Here is a 16,728-nt window from a genome sequence, read left to right as displayed (position 1 = left end):
CCGCGGTCACACCGCCATTAGGCAGACGCAACCCCCTCTGAGACGATAGGGCCGTGTACAGATGGTTTCGCGCCCTCGTGGCCTTGTTCGGAGCGCTCGCTTTGGGGGCAACATCCCTCCTGGGAAGCTACCCGCTGGCCGGCGAGGCCGTTGCCGTCATCCCCGTGGCCCTGGCAACAGCCGCGCTCGTGGGCGTCCTCGCCTTCGGCTGGCCGCGCCTGACGGACTCCCCACAGCGCTGGTTGACGTCGATCATGCTGTTCGTGTTCGGCATAGCGGGCATGGGCACCACGTGGATGAGCATCTACCCGCCGCACCTGGAATGGCTGCCGCTGCTGACCGGTTTGGCGCTGCTGTGGGCGTTTGTGCAGAACCTGGCTCGCGGCATTGAAGCCTCAAACGCAGTGGCCAATGTCTCAGCGCAGGTGGCCGGAGTCGTCGTGACCCTTGCCGCGTGCTCCTGGGCGGCCAGTTTCCGACTGCCCGGTGACAAATCGGCAATCATCATCGGGCTGGCCGCCATCTTCTTGGCCCAGTGCGCCTCGATCCTGCCGTTTCCCGCCCGCTTCACCTCGCCGTTGGCGATCATCGCCGGACTGGTCGGAGCGCTCATCGGCTACTCCGCCTGGTGGTATCCCACCCAGACCCTCGCCTCGGCGGCCATCATGGGCGTCCTTCTGGGCGGTCTTGTCGCGGCCGTCGACCGCGCGCTCGCCCCGATTGCCGCAGGTCGCTTCCACGCGCGCAGCCCCCGCCGCAGCCCCAATCGAAGCAAAGTCCGCGAAGTCGGCGTCAACCTCACCCTGGGCGGAACGCCGATCGCACTCGGCGGGGTGGTCGTGTACATCTTCGACCAGATTCCGCTGCTCTTCCCCATGATCTGACCGGGGCAGGGCCGGGCCTTCTGAGAAGCGGCGGGCGCGTCTTCTGTCCTCAGCCGTCCTGGGTACACTGAAGTCATGGATAACTTAGTGGTTCTCGAAACCTTCTTCACCGTTCTCGTTGCCCTCGCGGGCCTCGCCACCTTCGGCATAGCAGCCAAGGTCATCACCAACCTGTTCAAGAGCCGCCGCTGATGGTCACCGAAATCCCTACGGACCTCGCTCCTGAGCTCGTGCCGCTGGCATGGGTCATCGGGTCCTGGGAGGGTGTGGGAGTCGTCGGCTACGCTGACGCTCCCGACACCCAGTTCGGCCAGCGCATCGACTTCGTCGCACCTGTCGGCGCTCCGTTCCTGCACTACACGGCGCAGGCGTACACGCTTGACGCTGACGGCAAGATCGACAAAACGCTGACCATGGAAACCGGCATCTGGCAGCTGGTGCGCAAGCGCGAAGCCCACGATGCGGGCCCCGGACTCATGGTGCCCACCGCGCAGAGCCCGTACACCACGGCCGAATCCGTAGAAAAGCTGCGCGGAGACGACGACGCCTTCGAACTCGAAGTCTCGATCGTGCAGCCGCACGGAATCATGGAGCTCTACACCGGCCGCGTCAAAGGCCCGCGCATCGACCTGGCGACCGACCTCGTTGCCCGCACCACCACATCGAAGGAATACAAGTCTTCCACCCGCATGTACGGGCTGGTCGAAGGTGATCTTCTGTGGGCGTGGGACATGGCCGCACTCGGCAACCCGCTGGGCAGCCACGCTTCGGCGCGGCTGAAGAAGGTCGCCTGACCGGTCAGTCCATGACGATCGAACCCACCGCTGCGTACCCCGTGCGCAGGGCAGAAGATCCGATCCGCGAAGAGCGCAGGCAGCGCCGACGGCGGCGCTTGGCCGCATTTGCTTCGGTGTTCACAGTGCTTGCGATCATTGCCGGATTCCTCGTGGCAATCGGGGCAATGGCCACTGTGCGCTATCAGAATCTGCGCACCCACGCGGACAGTGCGATCGAAGCGGCCCAACAGTTCGCCGAAGACCTGCGCGAGGACCCGCAGAACGCCGATTCCTCGCGGCAGAAGGCCTCAGAGGAACTGCACGCGGCACGGGAGGAAATCGACATGTTCCCCATGCCGGTTCTGCGCAAGGCCACCGACGTCGAAAAGAACGTCAGCATCGTCGCCACAATTCTCGACCAGTTCATCATCGTCGTAGACGAGGCCGCACCCACCGCAGTCACGCTCGCTCAGTCAACCTCAGTTTTCAAAGGCGAGGACGGCCAGTCGCTGACTGAGCGGCTCGGCGCGCTGAAGGACTTCGGTCCGGCCGCAGCCGAAACGCCGGAGGCCATGCGGAAGCTCAAAAGCGCGCGGGATACGCTCAATGCCGTCGACGACTCCGGTGCGTGGAGCCCGGTGCGCTCGTCACTGCACGAGTCGCAGAAAGTGCTGGGCGACGCCTACGACACTTTCGATTCCGCTGTGTCGTTTACCACCTCCTAGCAGCTCTGTTCGCCGTGCGGTTGACGGCAGAACAGACCACCTCGCAAGATTTCTCGTCGAATATTCCCTCGTCGAACAGTCAGGAGATCCGTGAACTCGCTTCGCTACCCCCGCTCTGCCGCCGTCTACGGCATCGACGAACGCGCAGACGAAGTCCAGCACTTCGGCATGCCGCTCAAAGAGCAGCGCGACCTCGCAGCAGGCCGTGCCGTTGCCGACCTCTCCAGCTTCCGCGTCTACACGCTCACCGGCGAAGACCGCCTGCGCTGGCTGCACTCCCTGACAACACAGTCGCTGGAGAACCTTCCGGCGGGTGCGAACACCGAAACGCTCATCCTGTCGGCCACGGGGCACATCGAACACTGGGTGCGGATCATCGCAGAAGAGGACAGCCTGTGGCTGATCTTCGAAACCGGCGGCGAAGAAGCCGTGGAGTGGCTGGACTCGATGCGCTTCATGATGCGCGCAGAAATCACCGACCGGTCCGCAGAGTTCCAATGCGTCGGCACCGTCGGGCCCGCCCCGGAAGGACTGCCCTCCCAAGCCGAGTGGGACGATCCCTGGCCGGCAGTGGGAGCCGGCTCCGCCTCGTATGCCGCTGTCGACCTCGGTTCGGACCAGGCCTCGCCGGACCACCCGGGCCACACGCACGACCTGCGCATTCAGCTCTGCCCGCGCGATCAGCTGCAGCAATGGCAGCCGAACGGCGTTGCCGGCCGCGACGCGTGGGAAGCACTGCGGATTGAGAACTGGCGTCCCTCACCACAGGACGTCGACGGCAAAACGCTCGTGGGCGAACTCGACGTGCTGCGCACCGCCGTGCACCTGGCCAAAGGCTGCTATCGCGGCCAGGAGGCCGTGGCCCGCGTGCACAACCTGGGCCAGGTGCCGCGCCGCCTGGTGTTCCTGCACATCGACGGTTCGACTCACACCATTCCGCGGCCCGGAGCGGAAGTGTATGCCGAAGTTCGAGGCGCCGAGAGGGTGATCGGGCACCTGACCTCAACTGCGATCCACTACGAGTACGGGCCCGTGGCACTCGCGCTGATCCGTCGCGGCACCAGCGTCGACGCCCAGCTGTTGGCTGCCGGTGACGAAGACGAAAAGCTGCCTACCATCGTCGAAGAAATCGTTGCCCACAAACGTGAAAACCGTGCCGGTGTGCCGCACATCAACCGCGAAGCTGATCTGCGGCGGCTTGGCAGGTGAGCCGGTCAGCACAGACTGTTCTGAGAGTTCTACACTGACCTCATGACTACGTTGGAGCAGGGCGGGCAGAGCCTGCCGCAGGAACGCAAACTTGTAACCGAAATCCCCGGGCCGAAGTCCCGTGAGCTCGAAGAGCGCCGCAAAGCGGCCGTGTGCGCCGGTGTGGGCAGTTCGCTGCCGGCATACATCGTCGCCGGCGGTGGGGGAATCCTCAAAGACATCGACGGCAACCAGATCATCGACATGGGCGCGGGCATCGCGGTCACGAACGTCGGAAACTCGAATCCGCGCGTGGTGAGCCGTGCGAAGGAAGCACTTGAGGCGTTCACCCACACGTGCTTCATGGTCAACCCCTACGAGGCGTACGTCGAAGTTGCCGAAGCACTCAACCGACTGACTCCCGGCGACCACGAAAAGCGCACACTGCTGCTGAACTCGGGTGCTGAAGCAGTGGAAAACGCCGTCAAGATCGCCCGCAGCTACACCAAGCGCAACGCGGTTGTCGTCTTCGACCACGCCTACCACGGCCGCACCAACCTCACCATGGCCATGACCGCAAAGGCCATGCCGTACAAGAAGGGCTTCGGCCCGTTTGCCGGCGAGGTCTACCGCGCACCCATGTCCTACCCCTTCCGCGACAACGCCGCATATGGCACCAAGCTGTCCGGTGAAGAGGCTGCACAGCGCGTCACCACCATGATCGATAAGCAGATCGGCGCTGAAGACGTCGCCGCCATCGTCATCGAGCCCATTCAGGGTGAGGGCGGCTTCATCGTCCCCGCCGAAGGCTTCCTGCCGGCACTGCAGGAGTACGCCCAGAAGAACGGGATCGTCTTTGTAGTCGACGAAGTCCAGGCCGGCTTTGCCCGCACCGGCAAGATGTTCGCCTCCGAATGGGAGGGCATCACACCTGACCTCGTTACCACCGCAAAGGGCATTGCGGGCGGCCTGCCGCTGTCTGCAGTGACCGGGCGCGCCGACATCATGGACTCCGTTCACGGCGGCGGCCTGGGCGGCACCTACTCCGGCAACCCGGCTGCCGTTGCCGGTGCTCTCGGCGCCATCGAAGCCTACGAACAGGACGGTCTCGTTGAGCGTGCTGTTGAGATCGGCGAAAAGATGGTTGACCGCTGCACCAAGCTGCAGTCGCGCTTCGCTGAAATCGGCGACATCCGCGGCCGCGGTGCCATGCAGGCCATCGAACTCGTTGTCGAAGGCACCACCGAACCGCATCCCACACTCGCCGGTGATGTCGTGAAGTACTGTGCTGAACAGGGTGTTCTTGTTCTGTCCACCGGTACGTTCGGCAATGTGCTGCGCTTCCTGCCGCCGCTGACCATTTCCGACGAACTGCTTGACGACGCTTTCGACGTCATGGAAGAGGCTTTCGCCAAGGCCCTCGACAAGTGATCTGAGCTGCGTGGTGCGGGCTTGCCCTCACCGCGCGGGTCTGAGCCTTGAAAGCGCTTCCGGCCGCTGTAATCACGCAGCGGCCGGAAGCGCTTTGTGCTGTCCTAGTCGGTCTTGGACCGGGCGAAGAACGCTGCGATGATAGCCCCGGACACGTTGTGCCACACACTGAAAACAGCGGCGGGAAGTGCGGCGAGCGGCGAAAAGTAGGCGGCGGCAAGGGACGCTGCTAGGCCGGAGTTCTGCATGCCGACCTCAATGGACAGTGCGCGGCGCTGTGCCGGCGAAAGACCTGTGAGCCGCGCGGCGCAGTAGCCCAATCCCAGGCCGATGGCGTTGTGCAGGATGACGGCCAGCAGAACAATGAGCCCGGCCGAGGCCAAGCTGTCCTTCGACCCTGCGACGACCACAGCGACGATCAGTGTGATCGTGATGGTCGAAAGCCACGGCAGTGCGGGTGCGACAGCCTCCACGGCGCGTGCAGCAAACAGCCGCACGATGACCCCCAGAATGACCGGCACGAACACGGTTTTGACGATCGAGAGCATCATCGCCGCGGCCGACACTTCGAGGTAGGAGCCGGCCAGCCACAGTGTCAGGATCGGTGTGAGCAGGGGAGCCAGCAGCGTCGACACTGTCGTCACCGTCACTGACAGCGCGACATCGCCGCGTGACAGGTAGGTGACGACGTTTGAGGCTGTGCCGCCGGGCGCACAGCCCACGAGGATGACGCCGACGGCCAGCATGGGGTCCAGGCCCAGCAGACGAACGATCGCGACACCGGCCAGCGGCATGATGGTGAACTGCAGCGCAACGCCGATGAGCACAGCCCAGGGGCGCTTGGCGATGCGGGCGAAGTCCGGCATCGTAAGTGTCAGGCCCATGAGGAACATGACCACGCCCAGTGCCCACGGGATTGCGGGGCTCATGGCCACGAGCGTGTCAGATGCCGCGATGCCCAGCAGGCCGCCGAGCACCACCAGCACCGGGAATGCCGTCACGGCAAGCCGCGCGCTGCGGGTCTGCTGGTCGCCTGCCGCTCTGCTTGTGCGTATCGCTGACGAGGTGCCTGCCCCGCTGTCGCTGCTGTCGTTGGGTGAGTTCGTGTTCCCGGGTGCCATAGCGGGTAATCTACGCGCCAGAACGCGTTCAGCCCAGCGAAATCTCACATGGCAAGAGCGCAGCGATCTAACTGCGCTGGCCGGACATAGTACTCAATAAGGAAAAGGGGCCAGTCGTTTCAGCTGGACCACTCACAGCTGCGAGTGGAGTTTAGCTTGTTTGCGACGTTGCGCGAATGATCTCGGCGAGGTCGCGCGGTCGACTCCACATGGGCCAGTGTCCTGTAGGGAGGTCTACGACATCGAGGCTTTCGAGGTTTGCGACCTCAGCGAACATGGGGTGACCTGCCTTGGCCAACGCCATCACCTGTTCGCCGGAAATTGAACAGCACACCATGGTTGTTGGGACGCTGTGGCGGGCCCCGTTCGTGAGTTCGACGGACTGGCGCAGCACGGGAGCGGGCTCTGGGACAGCCTTTGTTCGGAAGCGCTCGAGTGCTTCGGCGCTCAGCCCTTCGAGGCTGGCTTGCTGACCGAGGTCATCGAACGACGGCAGCGGCAGGTCTTCACTCTCGGTTGGGAAGTCGGCGGCGAAGGCAGTGCTATCGGCCACGGGGCCGGAATCGACCCACACCACCCGTGCAATCAGCTCGGGGTGCCGGTCGAGAACGAGACTGACGGGGAAATTGGCGCCGCTGTGCGCGACGAGGAGCACAGGCTGATCGCCCTGCTCGGCAATCGTGTCCCTGATCGCTGCTGCTTGGTCGTCGACCGTCTTTGCCGCACGCTCTGGGTCGTCCTCGTCGCGGCCCGGCAGCGTCATCGCCACTGTGCGCGTGCCATCGGTCGTGAGGTGCTCAACGACCTCGTCCCAGGCCCATGCTCCCAGCCAGTGGCCAGGAACGAGGACGGCAGGTCTGATGTTGTGTGTTGCTGTCATAGGACAAGGCTCCCAGCCTTGGCGGACAACCGTATGTCACCATTTATGTCATGAATTTGGTGAGGTTCGCGCAGTGAAGAGAGCCGAACGACTACACGCTCTGTCCGAGATGCTGCGTCGCAGCGGGACGCGAGGTGTATCGGCCGAGCGCTTGGCGCGAGAGTTCGAAGTGTCGGTCCGCACCGTCAAGCGCGACCTATACGCGTTGGAGAACAGCGGTGCGCCGATCTGGTCCCGCCCCGGTCCGGGCGGTGGGTACGGACTGGCCAAGAGCGCTTCCCTTCCGCCCGTTACCCTGTCCCCGGAGCAGGCCGTGGCGCTCATGGTGGCGGTGTCCGCCGCGTCAGATGCGCCCTATGCCGATCTGGCGCGCGCCGGGGTCAAGAAGATCATGGACGTCCTCGATCCCAAGACTCGGGCGCAGGCCGACGAGCTTGCCCACCGGGTCTGGGTGGATTCGCTTCCTTCTTCCTCACGCACTATTCAGTCAGCGATAGAGGAAGCGATGGCCGAACAAAGAGTGCTCCGCATTCGCTATACATCGCGGGAGGGCACTACGACTGTTCGTGAGGTTGAACCCGTGCTTTTCGCTTCTGCAGGCGGTCGGTGGTATCTGGTCGGATGGTGCCTCCTGCGCGGTGCGATGCGGTGGTTCTCCGTGTCGCGCATCGAATGCGCTACCGTCACCATGACTGCCTGCAGCGGCCACGCCATTCAGGAAGTCGGGGACCCTCCTGCGAACGCCAGGCCCGTCCATGGCCGCGACGGGTGAGTTCCTCATCAACGTCTCCCGGCAGTCCATCCGAGCCCACCTCGGCCACTCAGCTCCACCTCGACGGCCTTGGGGAATTCCTCCTCGACTAGGGGTGTTCCGGCATTATGACTGAAACACCGTTGAAGCTTTCGATCCTCGACCTTGTGCCCGTTCGCGGCGAACAGACAACCAGTGACGCTCTGCGGGCGTCGAAGTCATTTGTAGAAAAGGCGGATGCCCTGGGCTACACCCGCTACTGGGTGGCCGAACACCACAACATGCCGGCCATTGCGTCAAGCCATCCCGCAGTTGAGCTTATGCACTTAGGGCAGAACACCTCGCGGATTCGCTTGGGCTCTGGCGGTGTCATGCTGCCCAACCACGCGCCGTATTCGGTGGCTGAGCAGTTCTCCCTGCTGGCCGCGGTCTACGGCGACCGGATTGATCTGGGCATTGGGCGTGCTCCCGGCACCGACCCGTTTACGCGCATGGCCATGTGGGGCCACCTGGGGGAGGGCCAGGTGGTCAATCGGGAGGGCCAGCCGATTGATCCCGTGGAGAACTTCCCGCAGCACGTCATGGACATTCTTCGCCTGCTGGGCCCCGAAGGGCTGGACGTGGAGCTGTTCGGCGACCGCAAACACACGCTGAGAGCCACCCCGAAGCTTGATGTCAGTCCTGCAGCCCAGGTGTGGCTTCTGGGGTCCAGTAATTATTCGAGCCAGCTGGCAGCAGTCCTCGGCCTGCCCTATGTGTTCGCCAATCATTTTGCCGGTCGCGGCGCACAGCAGGCTATGCAGCTGTACCGCGACCAGTTCGAAGCAACCCAGTTCGGAAGACAGCCGCGCAGCTTTATGACAGCGAACGTGGTTGTCGCTGAAACCGAGGAAGAGGCCTGGAATCTGGCACAGCCGTTCCTGTACCAGATGGCGAACCTGCGGGTGGGCGCTCCCATGCGCTCCATGCCGACGGTGGGACGGGAAACGGACGAGGTCATGTCGGCCGGGCACCGCGCGGTGGCGGACAAGCTCGCACAGACGTACATCATCGGCACACCGACCGACGCCGCCCGTCAGCTGCGCGAACTGGCAGCCGAGGGCGGCGTCGACGAGGTCATGATGCAGGCTGTTGCCGGCGGTTATCCAGACGAGGACCTGCGCACTTCGGTCGCCCGGGAGCGAACGCTGGAGCTTCTGGCCGAAGAGCTGTTCTGATCCTTGACCGCTCTGAGGTGCCGCCCAGGGTGGCCCGAGGTGCCGACCGGCTTCTCTGTCCGTTCGCCTGCCCTGCGCAGGCGGATGGACCGGGCCTGGTTGTCGGCGAGTTCTATCAGCAGCCGCCTCTGAGCGGCGGGCGCCTGCGGGTGGTCGTCCAACCATGCATTCGTCAGGTCGAGTACCCGCTGTGCGTCATTGCTCCAGGTGGGGTAGAGGCCCAGCACAAGGCGACGAGCGATTTCGATCGAATGGTCAGTCCAGAACGATTCCAGTCGCTCGAAGTACTGTTTGACGAACGGTTCGCGCAACGGCAGGGCACACGGTGCGATGAAGCCCTGAATGGTTGCGCTCAGTGCATCGTTGGACAGGGTGTGGTCGTCAACGGCTGAGGTGAACGCGCGCTGTTTGGCCAACACCAGCGGCATGGCAGCCTGCGCTGTGCGTGCCCGCAGAAGGCCCGCACCGGTGTTGTCGAGTCTGGCCTCGATATCGATGTCCTGCTGGTCGGCCCAGCCCTGTGTGACCAGCGCGGTCAGTGCCAGCCAGCGCAGTGAGTGCTCGATGGTGAGGTCGTTGGCCCCGTCGTTCAGAGCGCTGCCGAGCTCTGCATTGAGAACCTTCGAAGCCCACTGGCGTCCAGCGGTGTCCACGGGGTGCGGTTGGGTCAGGGCGGCGGCGCGCTGCACCAGCACAAGTGCCAGTTCGGCCAGGTCGAGCTGCACGTCGGAGCCGGAGGGGGCCGCAGCGAGAGCGTCGAGTGCTGAGCCCAGCAGTGAGCGCAGCGCCTCCGGGTGGTCGGCGTCGGCCGTCCAGCGGTCGAGTGCGCCGAGCACTGTCGCACACACTCCTCCGGCGATGCCTGCGTGGTCTTCACGGCCGAGGGAACGAGCGTGGGCTTCAATGAGGTCCGTCACGGGCAGAAGCCCGTCCCGTGCGGCATTGGTCAGCGCCGACCAGACGAGAGCGCGGTCCATGGGGTCCTCCAGCCGGCTGACGTGACGCAGCGCGGTGGCGGTGGATCTTTCGTCCAGGCGGATTTTGACGAAGTCGTCGTCGCCGTGGTTGACCAGCAGGAGGTCCGGTGCGGGTGCGCCGACCAGATGGCTGACTTCGGCCTTTGCGGTGTCGAAGTCGAGGGTGAAGGAGTCCGTGAGCTCAATGGCGGCACCGTTTTTGGTGAATGTGCCCACCCGCATGGTGTGCGGGCGCAGCACATCAGAGCCGTCGCAGTTGCGCTGGTAGGCCGTTGCGGAGGTGATCGTTCCGTCCGTGTCGACGTCGAGGTCGATGCCGATTTCGCTCATGCCGGTGGTCTGCAGCCAGGCTTTGGCCCAGCCGCGGACGTCCCGGTCAGGTGCTGCCGCATCGAGTGCGGACAGGAAGTCTTCCAGCGTGGTGCTGCCGTAGGCGTGGTCGCGGAAGTACTGGCGGGAGCCTTCGCGGAAAGCGTCAATGCCCACGTAGGCGACCAGCTGTTTGAGCACGGACGCGCCTTTTGCGTACGTGATGCCGTCGAAGTTGAGTTTGGCAGCTTCGACATCGGGGATGTCGGCGACGATGGGGTGCGTTGTGGGGTACTGATCTTGGCGGTAGGCCCAGTCTTTGCGCGACAGCGCGAAGGACACCCAGCCGTCGTCGAACTCGGTGGCTTCTGCCAGGGCGAGTCCGCCCATGTAGTCGGCGAAGGACTCTTTGAGCCACAGGTCATCCCACCAGGTCATGGTCGCAAGGTCCCCGAACCACATGTGTGCCATTTCGTGCAGGATGACGTTGGCGCGCGCCTCCAGTTGGCGTCGGGTGACGGCGTCCCGGAAAAGGTAGTCGTCGGTGAAGGTGACCAGGCCGGGGTTCTCCATGGCGCCGAGGTTGTATTCGGGGACGAAGATCTGGTCGTACTTACCCCACGGGTAGGGGTAGTCGAAGAAGTCCATGAAGAAGTCGAGGCCCTGCTTGGTGACCGTGAAGATCGCTTTGGGGTCCATGTGGTCGGCGAGGCTGGCCCGGGCGTACAGTCCCAGCGGAATGGTGAGGTCTGCGCCGTCTGCACCCGCACCGGTCCGCGTGTAGGAGTCGGTGAGCTCAACGTAGTGCCCGGCGCACACGCAGGTGATGTAGCTCGACTGACGCAGAGTGGGGGCGAAGCTGTGCCGGGTGATGTCCTTGGCGACCTCTTCGGACTGTCGGCTGGTTCCACCGGACAGCACGGTGAAGTCGCTCGGTGCGGTCACTTCGAACTCGAAGACGGCTTTGAGGTCCGGCTGGTCGAAGTTGGCGAAGACGCGGCGGGCGTCGGTCGGCTCGAACTGCGTGTACAGGTAGACCTTGCCGTCTGCGGGGTCGAAGAAGCGGTGCATGCCCTCACCGGAACGGGAGTACAGCGCTTTTGCCCCGACCGTCAGTTCGTTCTGTCCGGCCGTGACGGGGAAGGTGACGCGGAAGCCGTCGAAAGCTGTCGTGGGGTCAAGGTCTTTTCCGTTGATGCTGACGGCATACACAGAGTCGGCGATGATGTCGATGAACGTCGTGGAATCTTCGGCCGCGGTGAACGTCACGGTCGTCACCGAATCGTACGTGGACATATCGCGGTTGGGCGCACCAGAAACGTCCAGGCTGATGCGATAGGCCTCAAGGGTGAGCAGGCGCGCTCGCTCTTGGGCCTCTGTGCGGGTGAGATTTGATGTCATTGGTCCTCCGACGACCAGCTTTTCATATTTCGTGGAATGTCGATATATAGACTTCAGGAGGAGGTGCTTCAGTGAGTACAGTCAAGCAGCCGTCGCGGGCCCGGCGCCTGGGTTCGTACCTGGGGCTGCGCGCTCGGCTGGGTCTGCGTCGGATCAGGGCGAATTTCGGCCAGTACCTGCAGGTGGTCATCGGCGCCGTTGTTGCGTATTCGTTCTGTCTGCTGGTCCTGGGGCACCAGTACCCGTTCTTGGCCGCGGTCGCCGCAACCGTGGGAACGGGCGTTGTCACGGACCGTCGCCTGCGGCGGGCCACGGAATTCGGCATCGGTGCGATTTTCGGTGTGCTGGCCGGCGAGCTGGTGCTGTCGCTGTTCGGCACGGGCATCTGGCAGATGGCGCTGGTCATGTTCTGCGGCATTCTCGTGGGCGCACTGATCAATTCCGGTCCGCTGTTCATCACGCAGATCGGCGTGCAGTCCATCTATGTGGTCACGGTCCCGCCTGCGCTGAACGCCTATCCGTTTGATCGGACTGTCGACGCTGCCGTCGGCGCCTCTGTTGCGATTCTCATGAGCCTTATCGTGCCCCACGATGCGCGCAAGGCTCCGCGGGACAGGGCAGCTTCTCTGCTCGATGAGATTTCCGAGATTCTGCAGGACATTTCACGCAGCATCCGCACGGCGGATAAGGGGGCGGCCCAGCGTGCGCTGGGGCGTGCGCGCGACACGCAGAGCTTTGTCGATCAGTGGCACAGTTCGGTCAGCGTGTCGAAGGAGGCCACCCGCATCAACGCGCGGTCCCGCCGTTACGCGGCCGAGGTCAACCGGCTTGCCCGTGCCGCTGAGTACGCCGACCGTTCTATGCGCATGGTGAGGATCGTGGCGCGTCGGTCCGTCACGCTGACTCAGACGGGTGATGCGCGGCCGGAGATCGCGAACCTCACCGATGCGCTCGCCGAGGGCAGTTCCATGCTCGGCATTGCGCTGCGCCGGGGAACGTCTCGCGTTCCGGCGGAGGAGTATTTGGCGTCGGTGGCGGCGCGCTTGGATGTCAAAGCGCCGTTTGCTCAGGGCCGACTGGACGAAACTGTCATCCTTATGCTGCGTCCGTTGGCGCACGACCTCATGTGCGCTGCCGGTCTGACCGAAGCCGCCGCCGACGACGTCCTGCCGGGCCTGCCGGAACTTGACGGAGAGTGATCTCCGCTGGGCAGCCAGGTCGGAAAGCCGCCGAGGACAGCACAGAACCTGAAGGCTCACGAGGTGCCGGTCCGCGCAGTCTAGAATGGCACCATGCTGGTGCTTGGGAACATTCAAATGGGAATCATGATGCTCATCCAGGTGGGCGTCTTTGCTCTGACGACGATCGCGTTCATCGATTCGCTGCGATTCTCCGACGAGGCGTACAAGGCAATTGACCGCCACTCCAAGGCGCTGTGGTGCAGCATCCTGGGTGTGGCCGCCGCTTTGGCCTTCGCCAACCTCCCACTCACCGGAGTCAGGAGCGGTCTCGGTCTGCTGGGCATTGCCAGCGTTGTGGCGGCAGGCATCTACTTGGGCGATATGGCCAAGAAGCTGCGTGCCATTGAATCCCGCCGCCACAGAAGGTGACGCGCACCAACCTGCCGGGCGCGGATGAGCACTACACGGCCATCATCGGCTCGGGCGAGCCCACGACCGTCTTCGCCCACGGCTTCGGCGGCAGCATCCGCGACACCCGGCCTTTTGCGGCGGGCATCCGCGGCACAAGAGTCTTTCCCCACATGCCCGGCCACGGGGGCAATCCATCGCCCGGTCCAGGCTGGGAATATCCGATGCTTGCCCAGGCGCTTGCCGGTGTTCTCGAACGCACGAACGCCGATCGCGCACTCGGGGTGTCCATGAGCGCTGGTGCTCTCGCCAGACTCATCACCGACGGCCACCACGCAGCGCGCGGGCTGAAAAAGGCCGCGTTCGTCCTGCCCGCGTCGTGGACAGCGCCGCCGGAACACCTGATGGAGAACTTCGCCGCCTACACCGACATGCTGCGCAGCTATGTCGCACAAGGCGACGAAGACGGCCTCGCCAGGGCCCTTGCGGAACGCGAAGCCCCCGAAGTCCGGCAGATGCCCGAAGCCCAGCAGTTTGCGCGCGGACGGGCCCGGGCAATCATGACAACCGACCTCGAAGACGGCATCGGCTTAGCGTGCAGGACTGCCGTGGACAATCCGGCGGGAGCCTCAGATTTCGCAGGCGATGTTCTCGTGCTGACACACGAAGAAGACACCAGCCACCCGGTCGAAGTCGCACAGAAATACGCTGACGCCTTCCCACACGCTCGCCTCGAAGTGCTGCCGCGAGGCTCCATTCTGTGGCGCGGACGCCAGGACGTGCGCCGCATACTGGGCGAGTTCTTTGACAGCTGAGCCGCCGATGCCGAACCCGCCCGCTCGCCGTTTGGCGCTCATCTCCCTGCACACCTCCCCGGCCGCCCAGCCCGGTGCCGGTGATGCCGGAGGCCTCAACGTCTACGCCCTCAACGTCGCGGAAGAACTTGCCGCAGCCGGGCACACAGTCGACATCTTCACAGCCGACCCGCAGCTGCAAAGCGGCAGCCAAACGGCACCTCGTCAGTTGGGTCCCCGCATCCGAGTTCACCTGCTGAGCACGAGAGCAGAAACAAAAGACGAACTGGCTGATGACATCGACCGCCTTGCCGGACAGCTGAGCGAACATTCTGACTACCGGGCAGCCGGCTTTGTGTGGGCGCACTACTGGATCTCGGCCGATGCCGCCCTGCGGGCTCAGCCGCGCAAGAAGACTGCCGTGTCATTTCACACGATCGCCGCGGTCAAAGAGCGCGACTTCCCTGGCCACCGCGAACCGTCCCAACGGCTGGAAGCTGAACGGCGGATCGCCCAGACGGCCGACATCATCGTGGCCAACACCCCGGCAGAAGCCGAAGACGCACGCGAACTGCTGGGGGCTGCCTCCGACAGAGTTCTCACCGTGCCGCCGGGCGTGCGAACAGACGTATTCACCCCCGGCGATCAAGCTCAGGCACGCCGCCGTGTCGGGGCGGACGCCGACCTGCTGGTGCTGGGGGTCGGCCGGATGCAGCGGGTCAAGGGAACCGATCTGGCAATTGAAGCACTCGCATCACTGCGGTCGGTGCGCCCGGATCTGGCGGCCCGAACGCGCATGGTCCAGCTGGGCGCGGTTTCCGGGGACGCGCACGCAAGCGTGTACGCCGAACTCGCCGGACGCCTGGGAGTGGCAGACAGTTTGAAGGTCCGCGAACCCGTGCCCGCCGAAGAGCTCGCCGACTGGTACCGGGCGGCTGACGTTGTGATTGTGCCGTCGCGTTCGGAGTCGTTCGGCTTTGTCGCCGCCGAGGCGTCAGCCGCCGGTCGTACCGTACTGGCCTCCCGCGTGGGCGGGTTGGAAGTCATTGTCGACAGCGGGACGACGGGAGTGCTTCTGGAAGGCCGCGACCACAGAAGCTGGGCGGAGGCGCTCGCCCGGCTGCTTGACGATGCGCAGCTGCGGGAACGTCTGGGCCAGGCAGCCCGCGAACGTGTGCAGAGGTTTACGTGGCAGGCCTGTGCTGAGAAGGTAATGGCAGCACTCACTGCCGCCGGAGCGGGCCAACAGTCCGCGGGGAGGAACGAATGACGCCGATCGAAGAAACAGCATCTGCGCTGGTTGCGTGGGCCAAAGACGCGCAGGTCGAGTTCGACGTGGTCGACGTCGGCCACCTGGTGGTCACGCTGCCAGGCGAAAAGAAGCTCAAAACCACAGTGTCGGTGCGCTTCACACCCAGCCGGGTCGACCTGCAGGCGTTCCTCATGCGCAGGCCCGATGAAAACCACGCCGCGTTCTACCGGTGGATGCTGCGCCGCAATCAGATACTTCACCTGGTGTCGTTCTTCCTCGACCCGCACGGGGACGTCTACCTGCGCGCATCGATCCCCGCATCCGCGTGGACGGCCGAGATCATCGATCAGGTGATGGGCGAAGTCCTCACAGTGTCTGACGGCAGCTTCAATGATCTGCTGGTCCACGGCTTTCTCACATCCATGAAGCGCGAATGGGCGTGGAGGATCGCCCGCGGCGAATCCACTCGCAACCTCGAAGCGTTCAAACACCTGCTGGATAACGACGACAACGAGTTCATCGGCACGTTCACCGAGACCGACACCGACTGAGACAGGCAGTCAGTCCTCGGCGGATAGAACCGCCGAGGACTGACCTCACATGGAAGAATAGGGCTATGACTTACAACCTCGTGCTGCTGCGCCACGGCGAAAGCGAATGGAACAAGAAGAACCTCTTCACCGGCTGGGTTGACGTGCCCCTGACTGACAAGGGCCGCGCCGAAGCCGCCCGGGCGGGGGAGCTGCTGACAGAAGCCGGGCTGGCGCCCGATGTTCTGCACACCTCGCGCCTGAAGCGCGCCATCATCACCTCGAACCTTGCCCTGGAAACCGCTGACCGTTCCTGGATCGACGTCAAACGCTCATGGCGGCTGAACGAACGCCACTACGGTGCGCTGCAGGGCAAGAACAAGGCCGAAGTCCGCGAAGAATTCGGCGAAGAGCAGTTCATGATCTGGCGCCGGTCCTTCGACACACCGCCGCCGGAACTCGACGACAGCTCGGAATGGTCACAGGCAGGGCAGGCGCGCTACGCAAACCTGGGTTCTGCCATCCCGCGCACCGAATGCCTGGAGGACGTCATCAAGCGTCTGCTGCCGTACTGGTACGACTCGATTGTCCCAGACCTCCAGCTGGGCCGCACTGTTCTGATCACAGCGCACGGAAACTCGCTGCGCGCGCTCGTCAAGCACCTCGACGGCATCAGTGACGACGACATCGTGGGGCTGAACATCCCCACCGGCATTCCGCTGCACTACGAGCTCGACGAAGATTTGAAGCCAGTGAACCCCGGTGGCCGCTACCTCGATCCCGAAGCGGCAGCCGAAGCCGCAGCCGCGGTTGCCGCCCAGGGCAAGAAATGACTGGTGCGCTGATGCTCTGAGCTCAGAACCAACGCTTAAGGCCCGGTGCCCACATGGGCACCGGGCCTTA

General features: G+C 64.3%; 16 protein-coding genes. 13 read left to right on the top strand and 3 right to left on the bottom strand.

Annotation, left to right across the window (positions count from 1 at the left end; genetic code table 11):
• The first annotated feature begins 53 nt into the window (after positions 1-53).
• The 5 genes from HMPREF3162_RS08140 to gabT all read left to right on the top strand — a co-directional run bounded on the left by HMPREF3162_RS08140 (position 54) and on the right by gabT (position 5,004).
• Positions 54-884: an ammonia permease gene (locus HMPREF3162_RS08140; RefSeq protein ID WP_226829330.1), complete on the top strand. Its 831-nt coding sequence runs from the start codon at positions 54-56 to the stop codon at positions 882-884.
• 191 nt (positions 885-1,075) lie between these two features.
• Positions 1,076-1,678 carry a heme-binding beta-barrel domain-containing protein gene (locus tag HMPREF3162_RS08135; RefSeq protein WP_070574882.1) on the top strand — a complete coding sequence of 201 codons (603 nt, stop codon included), beginning with the start codon at positions 1,076-1,078 and terminating at the stop codon, positions 1,676-1,678.
• An 11-nt stretch (positions 1,679-1,689) separates the two neighbouring features.
• Positions 1,690-2,385, top strand: a complete 696-nt coding sequence (locus HMPREF3162_RS08130; protein WP_070574879.1) for an AI-2E family transporter — start codon at positions 1,690-1,692, stop codon at positions 2,383-2,385.
• Between the two features lie 90 nt (positions 2,386-2,475).
• Positions 2,476-3,594, top strand: coding sequence for a CAF17-like 4Fe-4S cluster assembly/insertion protein YgfZ (locus tag HMPREF3162_RS08125; protein WP_070574877.1), 1,119 nt, complete (start codon positions 2,476-2,478; stop codon positions 3,592-3,594).
• Between the two features lie 42 nt (positions 3,595-3,636).
• Positions 3,637-5,004, top strand: coding sequence for a 4-aminobutyrate--2-oxoglutarate transaminase (gene gabT, locus HMPREF3162_RS08120; protein WP_070777559.1), 1,368 nt, complete (start codon positions 3,637-3,639; stop codon positions 5,002-5,004).
• Between the two features lie 104 nt (positions 5,005-5,108).
• Here the strand turns inward: gabT and HMPREF3162_RS08115 are convergent, their stop codons facing one another.
• Both HMPREF3162_RS08115 and HMPREF3162_RS08110 read right to left on the bottom strand, forming a co-directional pair.
• Positions 5,109-6,125, bottom strand: a complete 1,017-nt coding sequence (locus HMPREF3162_RS08115; protein WP_070574871.1) for a bile acid:sodium symporter family protein — start codon at positions 6,123-6,125, stop codon at positions 5,109-5,111.
• Positions 6,126-6,276: 151 nt separating this feature from the next.
• Positions 6,277-7,005 carry an alpha/beta fold hydrolase gene (locus HMPREF3162_RS08110; protein WP_070574869.1) on the bottom strand — a complete coding sequence of 243 codons (729 nt, stop codon included), beginning with the start codon at positions 7,003-7,005 and terminating at the stop codon, positions 6,277-6,279.
• 73 nt (positions 7,006-7,078) lie between these two features.
• Here HMPREF3162_RS08110 and HMPREF3162_RS08105 point away from each other — a divergent pair, with 73 nt between their 5' ends.
• Both HMPREF3162_RS08105 and HMPREF3162_RS08100 read left to right on the top strand, forming a co-directional pair.
• A complete protein-coding gene (locus HMPREF3162_RS08105; RefSeq protein WP_083304177.1) occupies positions 7,079-7,777 on the top strand; it encodes a helix-turn-helix transcriptional regulator in 699 nt (232 codons plus the stop codon).
• 107 nt (positions 7,778-7,884) lie between these two features.
• Positions 7,885-8,973 (top strand): LLM class flavin-dependent oxidoreductase, encoded by a 1,089-nt coding sequence (locus HMPREF3162_RS08100; protein ID WP_218079086.1) that lies wholly within the window; start codon positions 7,885-7,887, stop codon positions 8,971-8,973.
• Here the strand turns inward: HMPREF3162_RS08100 and pepN are convergent.
• Positions 8,898-11,660, bottom strand: a complete 2,763-nt coding sequence (gene pepN, locus HMPREF3162_RS08095; RefSeq protein WP_083318958.1) for an aminopeptidase N — start codon at positions 11,658-11,660, stop codon at positions 8,898-8,900. The two genes, HMPREF3162_RS08100 and pepN, sit on opposite strands and share 76 nt — an antisense overlap.
• 71 nt (positions 11,661-11,731) lie before the next feature.
• Between pepN and HMPREF3162_RS08090 the strand changes: the two genes are divergently transcribed.
• The 6 genes from HMPREF3162_RS08090 to HMPREF3162_RS08065 all read left to right on the top strand — a co-directional run bounded on the left by HMPREF3162_RS08090 (position 11,732) and on the right by HMPREF3162_RS08065 (position 16,658).
• A complete protein-coding gene (locus HMPREF3162_RS08090) occupies positions 11,732-12,859 on the top strand; it encodes an FUSC family protein (protein ID WP_256282698.1) in 1,128 nt (375 codons plus the stop codon).
• Positions 12,860-12,952: 93 nt separating this feature from the next.
• Positions 12,953-13,270 (top strand): DUF2516 family protein, encoded by a 318-nt coding sequence (locus HMPREF3162_RS08085; RefSeq protein ID WP_070574859.1) that lies wholly within the window; start codon positions 12,953-12,955, stop codon positions 13,268-13,270.
• Positions 13,267-14,064 carry an alpha/beta fold hydrolase gene (locus HMPREF3162_RS08080; protein WP_070574856.1) on the top strand — a complete coding sequence of 266 codons (798 nt, stop codon included), beginning with the start codon at positions 13,267-13,269 and terminating at the stop codon, positions 14,062-14,064. Before HMPREF3162_RS08085 ends, HMPREF3162_RS08080 begins: the two co-directional genes overlap by 4 nt.
• A gap of 7 nt (positions 14,065-14,071) precedes the next feature.
• Positions 14,072-15,313, top strand: coding sequence for a glycosyltransferase (locus HMPREF3162_RS08075; protein ID WP_070777558.1), 1,242 nt, complete (start codon positions 14,072-14,074; stop codon positions 15,311-15,313).
• Entirely contained in the window at positions 15,310-15,846 is a 537-nt protein-coding gene (locus tag HMPREF3162_RS08070; protein ID WP_070574852.1) for a YbjN domain-containing protein, read from the top strand. Before HMPREF3162_RS08075 ends, HMPREF3162_RS08070 begins: the two co-directional genes overlap by 4 nt.
• Before the next feature lie 65 nt (positions 15,847-15,911).
• A complete protein-coding gene (locus HMPREF3162_RS08065) occupies positions 15,912-16,658 on the top strand; it encodes a phosphoglyceromutase (RefSeq protein WP_070574851.1) in 747 nt (248 codons plus the stop codon).
• Positions 16,659-16,728 lie beyond the last annotated feature (70 nt).

The organism is Brevibacterium sp. HMSC07C04 (assembly GCF_001815905.1).
GTDB lineage: Bacteria > Actinomycetota > Actinomycetes > Actinomycetales > Brevibacteriaceae > Brevibacterium.
This window is presented reverse-complemented; position numbering and strand designations above follow the sequence as displayed.